This window comes from Lentzea kentuckyensis, assembly GCF_002150765.1.
Taxonomy (GTDB): domain Bacteria; phylum Actinomycetota; class Actinomycetes; order Mycobacteriales; family Pseudonocardiaceae; genus Lentzea; species Lentzea kentuckyensis.
In genome coordinates this window covers 15430-28431 of the sequence record NZ_MUYM01000006.1, presented here as the reverse complement: position 1 = coordinate 28431, position 13002 = coordinate 15430, and the positions used below count along the sequence as shown (strand labels likewise).

Below are 13002 nucleotides of genomic sequence, written 5' to 3'. Positions count from 1 at the left end.
CGCCCTACCTGTCGAATTCCTCGGAGAACTCGGAGATCATCGCGAGCTGCCGGCCGATCGCCACGGCGATCGCGCGAGCGTGTGTGCCCGCCGTCCTCGGGTCGAAGGCCGGCCTCAGGCTGACCGCCGAGACCGCGGCGACCAGCGTGTCCGCCACCTGGATCCGCACGGCCACACTGGACAGTTGCTCGGACGGCCTCGGCAGCGGGATCACCGGCACATCGGCCGGTGAGGCCGCGCCGAGCCACTCCCGTGCGGACACCCGCACCGCCACGGGCAGGTCGGCCTCGTCGAACTTGCGCAGCGCCAGCGCACGGGCCGCCGCAGGACTGACCGTGCCGTTCCGGGCAGGGAAGGTGGTGCGCAACGACGACGAGCACCCGGCACCGGCCACGTCGACCGCACGCCCCCTGCCCGGCATCGACAGGCACACGTACTCACCGGTCAGCTCGTGCAGACGGTCCAGGAACGGCTGCGAGACCGCCCGCATCAGACCGACGCGTGGCGCGCGCCCACCGAGCTGGTAGAGCCACTGTCCCAGCCGGACACCGGTCTTGCCGCGCTCCAGCGCACCCCACCTGACCAGCTCCGCCGCCAGTCGGTGCACCGTCGGCTTGGGCAGGTCGGTCCGCTTGGCCAGCTCGGTCTGCGACAGCTCCACGTCGTGCGGCTCGAACGCCTCCAACAGCGCGAGCCCTCTGGCCAGCATGGAACCGAGCAATTTCGACTGCGGCTGCGCCGAGACGTCCGGCGCAAACGACAAAATGCCCTCAGATTCGAACGTCATACAGTCAACCCCCACGTTAACGCGACGCCGAGCAACGCCGAAAGCCCGATGATCGCGCAAGCCAGCATCCCCACATGCTCAACTCAAACCTTTCTACCACATGCTCCTGAAGCGCTCCGGCCGTTCGCACCAGCCCAAAGCACGATGACCGTCAGATGACAGATGCGCCGCAGGCGCGATTACCGCACGTGATCGACACCAGCGGCGCGCCGTCACCCGATCGTACTAATTCGGGCAAGCTCCGAACAGTCATCTTCCAGATTCACCGCCGCCGCGCCGTTGCGCAGACTCGGGAACGTGCTTCGATTCGCGGTCATCGGCCTGGGTGCCATCTCGCGCTTCTATCTCCGGGCGTTATCCCTCAATTCGGACGTCGAGCTCACCGTGGTCTGCGATCGCCGTCCCGAAAAACAGGAGCTGGCGCCCGCCGGGGCACGTTTTGTGACGGACTACCGCGAAGTGCTCGATTCCGGCGATGTCGACGCGGTGATCGTGACACTCCCGAACGACCTGCACCGACCGGTGTGCGAAGAAGCGCTACTCGCTGGCAAACACGTGTGCTGCGAAAAACCGCTCGCGACCGATCCGGAGCAGGCACGGGAACTGACCGAACTCGCCGCGGTGCGGGGCAGAACGCTTCTCACGTCGTTTCACCGCCGGTACAACAGCAACGTCATCCAGTTGCGGGACAGGATGCGCGTCCTGCCCGCACCCTCCTCTTTCACCCTCACCTACCGCGAGAAGATCGAGGAGCACTGCGGTGACGACACCTGGTATCTCGACCCGGACCGGTGCGGCGGGGGCTGCGTGATGGACAACGGTCCCAACGCATTCGACACGCTGCTCTTTCTGCTGGGCGACGTCTCGGTTCGCAGCAGCGAGATCGAGCGGGACGCGCGCGGCATCGACCTGCGGGCAGTGATCGGCCTGGAGACGGCGGCCGGCGGCCGCGGCACGGTCGAGCTCGACTGGGCGTACGACCGCGGCGAGGACAAGGCGGTGACCGTCGGGTGGGACGGCGGCCGTGAGTCCGCGGACATGCTGGGCGGCTTCACGGAGTTCAAGTCCTCGCTGCACCACGAGTACGAGGCACTGGTGGACGAGTTCGCGCGGACGGTGGCGGGCGCCACCGTCCGCCAGGACACCGGGCACCGCGTGGCACAACTGGTCGCGGACGCCTACCGGCTCGGCGGATGATCTGACTCTGGGGGATGCATGCGTTCTGGCAGCACGAAAAGGCCGATCAGCGGTGCGCTGGTGAAGCTGTTGTTCCACGAGCGCACGGAACGGGGGATGAAGCTCATCGCCGAGCAGAGCCGCTGCGTCCGGGCGGGTGAGGTGCACGAGCTGGTCACCACCGACCACAGTGGACTGATCGGCGGCGACACCGTCGATCGGGTGGGGTTCCTCGGCTTCGTCGAGATCGACGGCGCCGGCGTGATCGACGTGGGCGACGACGTGCTGGTGGGCGAGGTGAGGATCGGCGTCGTCGCGGGGTTCGACGAGTGCCACTTCCCCAACCACTACAACGTTCTGATCGCCGCCGACGCGCTGGCCACCGCCGCGACGCTCGGGCTCGAGGTCGAACAGCGGATCCGGTTCGAGGCGGGGATCGTCCCGGCGGAGACGACCCGATGACGATCCGCCCGCTGAACACCGTGCTCGTCGGCTACGGCCACTCCGCGAGGTCCTTCCACCTGCCGGCGCTCGCCGACCTCGTGGCGAGGGCACACGCGAGCGGTGTGCTGACCGTCGTCGACCCCGCACACGCCGGCAGTCCGCTGCCCGGCTCGGCACCGGGCACCGTGCGTTCGCGGCTGCCGTCTCCCGATCCGCACGCCGACAGCGTGGTGCACGTGTGCACCCCGCCCGCGACCCACGCCCGGATCGTCGCCGAGGCGAGCGAGCTGGGCTACCGGCGGTTCATCGTGGAGAAGCCGATGGCCACCCGCCCGTCCGACGCGGCGGCGATGGTCGACCTGTGCGCACGAGGGCTCGCCGATGTGCTGGTGGTGGCGAACTGGTCGGCGAGCGCGCTCACCGACGAGATCCGCCGGGTGCTGCTCGCCCGTGCCGGGACTCCTGTGCGCTCGATGCTGTTGTCCCAGTTCAAACCCCGGTTCGAGCGGACCATGGACAACACCGCGCACAGGTCCGCGTTCCACGTCGAGATCCCGCACCTGGTCACCCTCCTGCTCGCCCTGCTCGGCGACGAGGACTGCACTGTCGTGGCCGCCTCGTGCACGGACCTGCGCATCGGCGACGCGTGCTATCCCCGGATGGGCGCGGCGGAGCTCACGCTGCGCACCGCTGGCGGCGCGGACGTGACCTTGCGCTCGAACCTGGCCGCACCGTGGCGCGAACGCTCGACCCGCATCACCTGGGCCGACGGGTCCAGCCTCACGGGCTTCCACCCGTGCGACAGCGCCGACCGGTACGCGCAGCTCTTCAGCAGGTCCGGGGCCGGCGAGGCCGTGCGGCACCAGGTGCTCTACGACGACACGGTCCGCCGTTTCCTGTTCAGCGCCTACGCCTACTTCCTCGGCGTCGGCCCCAAGCCCACCAGCGACGTGCGCTTCGGAGCCCGCGTCACCGAGATCATCAGCGCGGCCGAGCAGATCAGCGTCACCGCGCCTCACCAACCGGAAGATCTGCTGGAGGCGAGCAATGCCGCAGGACAGTCAGGGTGAACCTGTGCCGTTCTTCGACGCGCGTGCGTCGTTCGAGTCGGAGTGGCCGGACCTGGAACAGCATCTCAACGACGTCTTCGACCTCAGCAAGTACTCCCATGGTGTCAAGACCGAGCAGCTCGAGCAGGAGATCGCCCGGTTCACCGGGGCCCGGTACGCGATCGGGATGAACAGCGCCACCGACGCGCTGATCCTGCTGATGCGCGCCGCGGGCATCGGTCCCGGCGACGAGGTGATCGTGCCGTGCTACTCGTTCTTCGCCACGGCGTCCACGGTCTGGCACACCGGTGCCCGGCCGGTGTTCGTCGACGTCGAGCCCGGCACCTACGCGATCGACCCCGGCGCGATCAAGGCCGCGATCACCGAGCGGACCAAGGCGATCATGCCGGTGCACCTGTTCAACCAGATGGCGGACATGGCGGCGATCACCGCGGTGGCCGCCGAGGCAGGTGTCGCGGTCATCGAGGACAGCGCGGAGGCCATCGCGATGTTCCAGAGCGGGGTGCACGCGGGCCTGCACGGGCTCGGCGGCGTGCTGTCCTTCTTCCCCACCAAGACCCTGGGCGCGCTCGGCGACGCGGGCATGGTGATCACCGACGACAAGATCGTCGCCGACCGGTGCGCGGTGCTGCGCCACCACGGCCGGATGGGCACCACGGTCGGCCGGATCTCCGGGATCTCCAACGCCGCCGCAGTCTCCGGCACCAACAGCAAGACCGACGAGGTGCAGGCCGCCGTGCTGCTGACCAGGCTGCCACGGCTGAACCGGGCCGTCGCCAGGCGCGCGGAGCTGGCCCGCCGCTACGACGAGGGACTGGCGGGCATCCGCCAGGTGCGTCGTCCGTCCGTTGTGGACAGAGGGGTCGCGGCCAACCCGGTCTGGTACGTCTACCTCGTCGAGGCCGAGCGCCGCGACGAGCTGGCGGACCGGCTGGCGCAGGAGGGCATCGGGACCGAGACCTACTACCCGCGCCCGCTGCACCTGCAGCCCTGCTTCGCCGAGCTCGGCCACCGCCCCGGCGACTTCCCGGTCGCCGAAGCGGCCGCGGAGCGCGCGCTCGCGCTGCCCCTGTACCCCGACCTGCTCCCCGGTCAGGTCGACCGGGTCTGCCTGGTGATCGAGCAGTTCTACACCGGAGGTTCGCGATGAGGAGCTCACTGCCGTTCTTCCCAGGAGACCTCTTCGAGTCCGACCGCGCCGTGACCCTCGACCTGATCCGGCGGGTGGGAGGCGCGAGCGAGCAGAAGTTCATCCTCGGCGCCGCGGTCGCCCGGCTCGAAGAGGAGATCGCCAGGGACACCGGCGCCAAGCACGTCATCGCGTGCGGCAGCGGCACCGGCGCGCTCATGCTGGCGGTGCACGCGCTCGGCGTGGGCCCTGGCGACGAGGTGATCGTGCCCGCCTTCTGCTGCCAGCCGGTGGCCAGCACGGTCGCGAACCGCGGTGCCACCCCCGTCTTCGCCGACATCGACCCGTGGACCCTGGTGCTCGACCCCGGCGCCGCCGAAGAAGCGATCACCGCGCGCACCAAGGCGATCATGCCCGCGCACGTGTTCTCGGTGATGGCGGACATGCCCGCCTTCGCCGGCATCGCCGGACGGCACGGGCTGCGCCTCATCGAGGACGCCGCGGTGGCCCAGGGCGCGGTGCTCGACGGCAGGCCGTCCGGCACCTGGGGCGACCTCGGCGCGTTCTCCTTCTTCCAGGTCAAGGCGCTCGGCACGATCGGCGAGGGCGGCGTCGTGCTGACCGACGACGACGAGCTCGGCAGGCTGGTCCGGATGTTGCGCAACCACGGCCAAAGCCGCCGGTTCGTGCACGAGGAGATCGGCTACAACAGCCGGATGGACGAGGTCGTCGCCGAGTTCCTGCTGCACCGCCTGGAGCGCTTCCACGAACGGCTGGCCCGGCGAGCGGACATCGCGGCCTACTACACCGAGCGGTTCGCCGAACTGCGCGACGACGGCCTGCTGCCGCCACCGGCCGGTCTCAACGGCAGGTGCTACTACGTCTACTCCGTGCTCACCGACCGCAGGGACGCGCTGCGCGACCACCTGGAGGCCAAGGGAATCGGCACGCACGTGTACTACCCGCTTCCGTTGCCGAGCCAGCCCGCGTTCGCCAGGTTCGGCAGGGGCAGGACGTTCCCCAACGCCGTGGCCGCGGGCCGGCGCAACCTCGCGCTACCGATCTGGCCGCACCTGAGCGACGCCGAAGTGGAGTTCATCGCGGACTCGGTGCGGGAGTTCTTCCGATGACCGCCGCGTGGCTCCAGCGGACAGGCGGCATCGGCGACGAGGCGGCCGCGGGGCTCGACGAGCAGATCGCCGTGCACCGCGAGCTCGGCTGGCCGCTCCTGGAGCTGCGCACGGTCGACGGCCAGGCGCTCGGCGACCTCGACGCCGAGCGGCGGCGCGAGGTGGCGGACCGGATCGTGGCGGCTGGACTTTCCGTGCCCTGCCTCGACTCCAGGATCGGCAACTGGGCGCGGCCGATCACCGGCCCGTTCGAGCGGGACCTCGCGGAGCTCGACGCGCTCGCCGACCTCGCCGCCCGGCTCGGCACCCCCTACCTGCGCGTGATGTCCTACCCCGGCGACGGCCTCCCGGAACCCGCGTGGCGGGCCGAGGTGATCACCAGACTGGGCCGGCTCGCCGACCGCGCCGCGCGGCGCGGTCTGGTGCTGCTGCACGAGAACTGCAGCGGCTGGGCGGGCACGTCGGCCGAACGCACGCTGGCGCTGCTCGACGCGGTCGGTTCCCCGTCGCTGCGAGTCCTGTTCGACGTGGGCAACCCGGTCGCCCATGGTTACGACGGCGAGGAGTACCTGGCGGCGGTGCTGCCGTTCGTCGACCACGTGCACGTCAAGGACGCGCTGCCGGGCGAGCGGGGACCGGACTCCACCGTCTTCACCACGCCCGGCGACGGTGCCGCCAACCTGCGGCGCTGCCTGGAGATGTTGCTGCGCAAGGGATACGAGGGCGCGTTCTGCGCCGAGCCGCACGTCGCGGTCGTGCCGCATCTCGGCACTCGGGCCACCCCTGACGAGGTGCGCGAACGGTACCTCGACTTCGGCCGCCGGTTCGAGCGGCTGCTCGCGGAGGTGACAGCGTGACGTGGACCCGGTCCGACGAGGAGCTGGCGCTGGCACTGCTCGCGCTCGACACGACGACACCGATGGAGACCGGGTGTCCTGGCGAGTTGCGCGCCGCGCAGGAGCTCTACGCGGACGCCGCCGCGACACTCGGCTTCACCACCGTCCACTTCGGACCCGCACGGCCGGAGTCCGTCACGGACCCGCGGGCGCCCGCCACGGTCCGGCTCGCGGCACGGCGGATGGGACTGGAGTTCCTGCGCTGCCAACCCAACCTGGTGCTGTCACTCGGCGACGCCCCGCCGGAGCGCACGATCATGTTCAACTTCCATCTCGACACCGTGAGCGGCATCCAACCAGCCGGGGTGCGCGACGGCCTGCTGCACGGCAGGGGCGCGGTGGACGACAAGGGACCGGGGGTGGCGCTGCTCGCAGGGATCCGCCAGGCCCTCCCCCTCCGCCCGGGAGTCCGGATCCTGATCCAGGCCGTCGGCGGCGAGGAGGGCGGGGCCATGGGCGTGTACGGCACCCGCGAGCTGGCCTCGCTCGGGTTCGTCGGCCGGCTCAACGTGGTGGCCGAACCCACCCGAGGCGGTTTCCTCGACCGGAGCACCGCCGCGATGACGGTGCGATTGACCGCCGACGGCGCGGGCAGCACCGACGACGAGCCGGAGCGGGGCGAGAACGCGACGGTGCTGCTGGGCTTTCTCGCCGCGTGGTTCGCCAGGGAGGTCGTCCCGCGCGTGACGGACCTGGGTGGCAAGGCCTGTGTGGCCGGCCTGCACGTCGGCGACGCGCACAACCGCGTGTACGGGACCGGCGACCTGCTGTGCAACTTCGCCTACCGCGACGAGGCCGCCGCCCGCGCCATCGACGGGCTCGTGACACGAGCCGTCGACGCGGCCCTCACGGCGTTCACCGAGGAGTTCGGCGGCCATCCGGCGACCGCGGTCACGGCCGCCGCCGCCCGGCGGATGCTGCGGGTGACCTGGGACAAGCGCGGACTGCCCACTTTGGACAATCGCGACCCGGCGATGGAGAAGCTGCTCGGCGCCGCGGGATTCCGGCGGCACGACGACGATGCCGGCGCGTTGAGGCCGTTCACCTGTGACGCCATCTGGCTCGGCGGCACCGGTGGCCACACCGTGATCGCCGGTCCCGGCGACCTGGCCGCGAACAACGCGCACGCCGCCGGTGAGCACGTGGCGATCACCGAGCTGGACGAGTACGCGCGCCGGATCAGCACGCTGGTCACCGGGTTCGCCGACTGGTGCGAGCGGACCTCCGCCCGCACGACTACTTCGCGTGGGGGTGTCATGTCATGACCGAGACCTTGCTGGACCTGAGGTCGCTGCGGGACTTCTACGTCGGCGCGTTCCGCGCCATGGGGGTGCCGGAGGCGCACAGCCGAATCTGTGCCGACGGCCTGCTCTACGCCGACAGCCATCACATCCGCACGCACGGCGCGGCCAGCCTCGACCGGCTCTACCTGACGATGCTGCGCGAAGACGCGGTCGATCCGGCCGCACGACCCGAGGTGCTGCACGAGCACGGCGCGACCGCGGTGGTGGACGGACACAACGCTCTCGGCTTCGTCACCGCCGAGTTCGCCATGCGTACCGCCATGGAGAAGGCCCGGGAACACGGGATCGGCGCGGTCACCGTGCGCAACAGCTCGCACTGCGGCGCGATGGGCTACTACTCCCGGCTCGCAGCGGACCACGGGATGATCGGCCTGGCGTCCACGAACCTCGGCGCGCAGGGCGTGCTGCCGCCACCGGGCGGGCGGGATCGCCTGCTGGGCACCAACGTGCTGGCCGCGGCCGCCCCGGCGGGCGAGGAGGCACCGTTCAACCTGGACATGAGCGCCGCCGTCGTCGCGGCCGGCCGGATCAGGCGGGCGCGGGACGAAGGCCACGACGTGCCCGCGGGATGGCTGGTGGACGACGCGGGCGAGCCGGTGACCGATCCGGCCGCGTACTTCACCGGTGCCGCCGCGCTGCGGTTGCTCGGCGGCGACCCCAGCACCGGCGGCTACAAGGGACTCGGCCTCGCGATGCTCGCGGACGTGCTGTGCGGACTGCTCAGCGGCGCGTCCGTCGGCCCCAACCCCGCCAACCTCCGCGGCGGCCGGCGGGTGTCGCGGGTGGACGCGAACATCGGCCACTTCATGCTGGCCATCGACATCGCGGCGTTCCGACCACCCGCGGAGTTCACCCGCGCCGCGGACGAGATGCTCAGGGTGCTGCGGGAATCGACGCCACTGCGGCCGGACGAACCGGTCGGCTATCCCGGTGTCCCGGAACGCCGCTACCGCGAGAGCAGCGAACGCGACGGCGCGCCGGTCTCCTGCGCCGTGCTCGCCGAGCTGTACTCCGTCGGCGCCGAGCTCGGGCTGCTGGTGCCCCGCCGGGTCGGCGCGCCCAGCGCGGTGACCGGTGCAGCACGATGACGCGCGTCGAGACGGCCGAGGTGCTCGCGCTGCGCTACGGGCTGAACCCCCACCAGCGTGGCGCGTCGGCGACGGCGACCGGCGGCCGGCTGCCGTTCACCGTCCTCAACGGACACCCGAGCTACCTGAACCTGCTCGACGCGCTCACCGCCTGGCAGCTGGTGCGGGACGGGCGCACGGCGCTCGGCCGCCCGGTCGCGGCGTCGTTCAAGCACACCAGCCCGAACGGCGTGGGCATCGACGTGCCTCTCCACGACGACGAGGTGACCGCCTACCAGGCGCCGGCCGAGCTCTCCCCGATCGCGCTGGCATACGTGCGGGCGCGGGGCACGGACCGGGTGGCCGCGTACGGCGACTTCATCGCGCTCAGCGACCCTGCGGACGAGTCGTTCGCACACGCGGTGCGCGGTGAGGCCACCAACGGGGTGCTCGCGCCGTCATTCCACCCTGCGGCCCTGCGTGAGCTCAAACGCAAGCGGGGCGGTGACCTGCTGGTGCTGGCGTTCGACCAGGACCACGAGCCTCCCAGCACCGAGGTCCGCGAGATCTTCGGCGTCTCGCTGCGGCAGGAACGCAACTCCGCGCTCGTCACCAGGCAGTCGCTCGCCGGGGTGGCCGGGCTGCCGGCGGACGCGGTCGACGACCTGCTCGTGGCGTCGCTCGCCGCGCGGTACGCGCAGTCCAACGCGGTGTGCCTGGCGCACCGCGGCCAGACCGTCGGCATCGGCACCGGGCAGCCGTCCCGGATCCAGGCGACCCGGCTGGCGTGCGAGCGCGCGGACAGATGGCTGCTGCGCCAGCACCCGACGGTGCTGGGCGTCCGCTTTCCCGATCGGATGAGCAGGCACGCCCGTGACACGGCGGCCAGCGAGTTCGTCTGCTGGGAGGACCTGCACGCCGTCGCCAGGCACCGGCTCATCAAGGAGAGCACCCGGTGGCTGCGGCCGTTGAACGACGACGAACGCACCTCGTGGCTCGGCCGGCGGGCGGGGCTCGCGATGAGCAGCGACGGCCCTTTCCCGTTCCGCGACTCGCTGGACGCGGCGGCACGGCACGGCGTCCGGTTCGTGGCGCATCCGGGCGGGTCGCGGCGCGACGACGAGACGGCCGCAGCCGCGGCCGAACACGGCATGACCGTGGTGACGTTCGGCCGTCGTCTGTTCCAGCACTGACGACCTGTCCGGACCGACGACCTACTGGGGGACCGCAGTGAACACGGAAGACGCCGCAACCGGCCACAAGCTGGTGGTGCTCGGCCTCGGATACGTCGGGCTGCCGCTGGCTCTCGCCGCCGTCGGCGCCGGGCACCACGTGCTGGGCTACGACATCAGGCCGGAACGCATCACCGAGCTCCGCGAGGGACGGTCCGGCCTGGTCGACGTGGACGACGAGGAGATCCGGGCACACCTCGCCGCCGGCACGCTGGCGATCACCTCCGACCCCGCCGACCTGGCCGGGTGGGACGTGTACGTCATCTGCGTCCCGACCCCACTGCTCGACGGCGGTCCCGACCTCTCGATGGTGCTGGCGGCCGCCGACGTGGTCGCGACCTGCCTGTCGCCGGGTGACCTGGTGATCCTGGAGTCGACCACCTGGCCGGGCACCACCAGGGACGTGCTGGCCCCGAGACTGCGCGAGCGCAGCGGTCTCGAACCGGGCGAGGAATTCCACCTGGTGTTCTCGCCGGAGCGCATCGACCCCGGCAACAAGCAGTTCCCGCTGACCCGCATCCCGAAGCTGGTCGGCGGCACGACCCGCGCGGGCAGTGAGCGGGCGGCGGCGTTCTACCGCACGTTCGTCGACACCGTGCACGTGGTCTCCGGGCCGTCGGAGGCGGAGATGGCCAAGATCCTCGAGAACACCTTCCGGCACGTCAACCTCGCTCTGGTGAACGAGCTCGCGGTGCTGTGCCGGGAGACCGGCGTCGACCTGCAGGAGTCCATCGACGCCGCGGCGACCAAGCCGTTCGGCTTCATGCCGTTCTACCCGGGACCGGGCGTCGGCGGGCACTGCATCCCGGTCGACCCCGTGTACCTCACCTGGCACGCGCGCAACGCGGGCAGGACGTTGCGGCTCGTCGAACTGGCCCAGCAGATCAACCGCGACATGCCGCGGCACATCGTCGCCAGGGTGATGGACGTGCTGAACGCGGTGGGCAAACCGGTGCGCGGCTCGCGGATCCTGATCCTCGGGGTGAGCTACAAACCCGATGTGGCGGACGTGCGCGAGTCGCCCGCGTTCCCCATCGCCGAACGGCTCGCGGAGCTCGGCGCCGAGGTGAGCTGGCACGACCCGCTCGTGGCCGACGGGCAGGGGCCGCCCGGCCCGCGCCGGATCGCCGAGCTCACCGCGCGGGAGCTGGCGAGCCACGACCTGACGCTGCTGCACACCGCGCATTCCGGCTACACCGACGACGACATCACTCGCCACACTCCGTTGCTGCTCGACGCGCGCACGGTGCTCGATCCGGTGGCCGGCTGATGACCGATCCGCTCTTCGCGCTGTCCCCCGTCGACGGCCGCTACCTCGACCACACCTCGGCACTGCGCGACCATCTGTCCGAGTGGGCGTTGCAGCGCAACCGGCTTCTGGTCGAGGTCGAGTGGCTGGTCGCGATGTCCGAAGAGGACTCTCTGCCCGAGATGCGCGCGCTGACCGCCGCCGAGACGGCGTGGCTGCGTGCGATCCCCTCCGAGTTCGACGCGGCCGGCGGTCACCGCGTCAAGGAGATCGAGCGCACCACGCGCCACGACGTCAAGGCCGTCGAGATGTACCTGAGGGAACGGCTCGAAGGCACCTCCTTGGCGGACCTGGTGGAGTGGGTGCACTTCGGCTGCACGTCCGAGGACATCAGCAACCTGGCGTACGCGCGAATGATCCGGGACGCGGTGGAGCTGGTGTGGCTGCCCGCGGCCGAGGAGCTCACCCGGCACGTCGCGGCGCTCGCGGAAGAGCACCGCGCGCTGCCGATGGCCGGCCGCACCCACGGCCAGCTCGCCACTCCGACCACGCTCGGCAAGGAGCTCGCGGTGTTCGCCCACCGCTGGAGGCGTCAGCTCCGGTCTCTGCGCGACGTCGAGCACCTCGGCAAGTTCGGCGGGGCCGTCGGCGCGTTCAACGCCCACGTCGCCGCGTACCCGGCGGCTCCGTGGCCGTCGATCGCCGCGAGGTTCGTCGCCCGGCTCGGCTTGGTGTGGAACCCGCTGACGACGCAGATCGAGTCCCACGACTGGCTCGTGGAACTGATGCACGCGTTGCTGCGGTTCAACGCGGTGCTGCGCGACTTCACCGGTGACGTGTGGCTCTACCTCTGCCTGGGCGGGCTCCGGTTGCGGCCGGTGGCGGGAGAGATCGGGTCGTCGACCATGCCGCACAAGGTGAACCCGGCCGCCTTCGAGAACGCCGAGGCCAACGTGGCGGTCAGCTCAGGGATGCTGGAGACCCTCACCAGGGAGCTGCCGGTCTCCCGGCTGCAGCGCGACCTGTCCGACTCGGCGAAGCTCCGCACCTTCGGCACAGCACTGGGCCACTCGCTGATCGCCGTCCGCGCGGCCACGACCGGTGCGCGCCGCCTGGTGCCCGACGAGCACGGGCCACGGCGCGAGCTGGCCGGCGCCTGGGAACTGCTCACCGAGGCCGTGCAGACGGTGATGCGCAAGCACGGGATCGCCGACGGCTACCAGCAGGTCAAGGAGTTCTGCGCGGGCGGTGTCGACCGCGCGGGGCTCCACGCGTTCGTCACGAGCCTCGGCCTGCCGCCGGAGGACGAGAAGGCCCTGCTGGCGCTGACACCGTCCACCTACGTCGGCCTGGCCGACCTGCTGGTCGGCCACCTGCGGGAGTAGGCCCTGTCCTGCAAGTTCGTTCGGTGAGAGGCGCGGGCGAGGGACCCGGAGGCGGTGTCTCTCCGGGTCCCTCGGCTGCCACTGTCGCCGGACGCGACTTGCAGGACAGGGCCCTGGTAGTGCTTTGTCGGGT

At 71.1% G+C, this 13002-nt stretch carries 12 protein-coding genes; 11 read left to right on the top strand and 1 reads right to left on the bottom strand.

Going from position 1 to position 13002, the window contains the following annotated elements; all coding sequences use genetic code 11:
- Positions 1–4: 4 nt before the first annotated feature.
- On the bottom strand, positions 5–787 hold the full coding sequence (locus tag B0F77_RS04475) for a helix-turn-helix domain-containing protein (protein WP_086661490.1): 783 nt from the start codon (positions 785–787) through the stop codon (positions 5–7).
- Positions 788–1084: 297 nt separating this feature from the next.
- Here B0F77_RS04475 and B0F77_RS04470 point away from each other — a divergent pair, with 297 nt between their 5' ends.
- From B0F77_RS04470 to purB, 11 genes are read left to right on the top strand one after another with little or no spacing between them, the layout of a single operon-like run.
- Positions 1085–1984 (top strand): Gfo/Idh/MocA family protein, encoded by a 900-nt coding sequence (locus B0F77_RS04470; protein ID WP_158102588.1) that lies wholly within the window; start codon positions 1085–1087, stop codon positions 1982–1984.
- A gap of 18 nt (positions 1985–2002) precedes the next feature.
- Positions 2003–2425, top strand: a complete 423-nt coding sequence (locus tag B0F77_RS04465) for a DUF6917 domain-containing protein (RefSeq protein ID WP_211293655.1) — start codon at positions 2003–2005, stop codon at positions 2423–2425.
- Positions 2422–3477: a Gfo/Idh/MocA family oxidoreductase gene (locus B0F77_RS04460; RefSeq protein ID WP_086661488.1), complete on the top strand. Its 1056-nt coding sequence runs from the start codon at positions 2422–2424 to the stop codon at positions 3475–3477. The genes B0F77_RS04465 and B0F77_RS04460 overlap by 4 nt, the downstream gene beginning before the upstream one ends.
- A 4-nt stretch (positions 3478–3481) precedes the next feature.
- Positions 3482–4627 (top strand): DegT/DnrJ/EryC1/StrS family aminotransferase, encoded by a 1146-nt coding sequence (locus B0F77_RS04455; RefSeq protein WP_245847824.1) that lies wholly within the window; start codon positions 3482–3484, stop codon positions 4625–4627.
- A complete protein-coding gene (locus B0F77_RS04450) occupies positions 4624–5736 on the top strand; it encodes a DegT/DnrJ/EryC1/StrS family aminotransferase (RefSeq protein ID WP_086661486.1) in 1113 nt (370 codons plus the stop codon). Before B0F77_RS04455 ends, B0F77_RS04450 begins: the two co-directional genes overlap by 4 nt.
- A complete protein-coding gene (locus tag B0F77_RS04445; RefSeq protein ID WP_086661485.1) occupies positions 5733–6593 on the top strand; it encodes a sugar phosphate isomerase/epimerase family protein in 861 nt (286 codons plus the stop codon). The genes B0F77_RS04450 and B0F77_RS04445 overlap by 4 nt, the downstream gene beginning before the upstream one ends.
- On the top strand, positions 6590–7897 hold the full coding sequence (locus B0F77_RS04440) for a M20/M25/M40 family metallo-hydrolase (protein WP_245847823.1): 1308 nt from the start codon (positions 6590–6592) through the stop codon (positions 7895–7897). Before B0F77_RS04445 ends, B0F77_RS04440 begins: the two co-directional genes overlap by 4 nt.
- Positions 7894–9024, top strand: a complete 1131-nt coding sequence (locus B0F77_RS04435; protein ID WP_086661484.1) for an Ldh family oxidoreductase — start codon at positions 7894–7896, stop codon at positions 9022–9024. Before B0F77_RS04440 ends, B0F77_RS04435 begins: the two co-directional genes overlap by 4 nt.
- Positions 9021–10196 carry a hypothetical protein gene (locus B0F77_RS04430; protein WP_086661483.1) on the top strand — a complete coding sequence of 392 codons (1176 nt, stop codon included), beginning with the start codon at positions 9021–9023 and terminating at the stop codon, positions 10194–10196. The genes B0F77_RS04435 and B0F77_RS04430 overlap by 4 nt, the downstream gene beginning before the upstream one ends.
- Before the next feature lie 37 nt (positions 10197–10233).
- Complete coding sequence (locus tag B0F77_RS04425) at positions 10234–11505, top strand: nucleotide sugar dehydrogenase (protein ID WP_158102587.1); 1272 nt, start codon at positions 10234–10236, stop codon at positions 11503–11505.
- On the top strand, positions 11505–12869 hold the full coding sequence (gene purB / locus B0F77_RS04420; RefSeq protein WP_086661481.1) for an adenylosuccinate lyase: 1365 nt from the start codon (positions 11505–11507) through the stop codon (positions 12867–12869). The genes B0F77_RS04425 and purB overlap by 1 nt, the downstream gene beginning before the upstream one ends.
- Positions 12870–13002 lie beyond the last annotated feature (133 nt).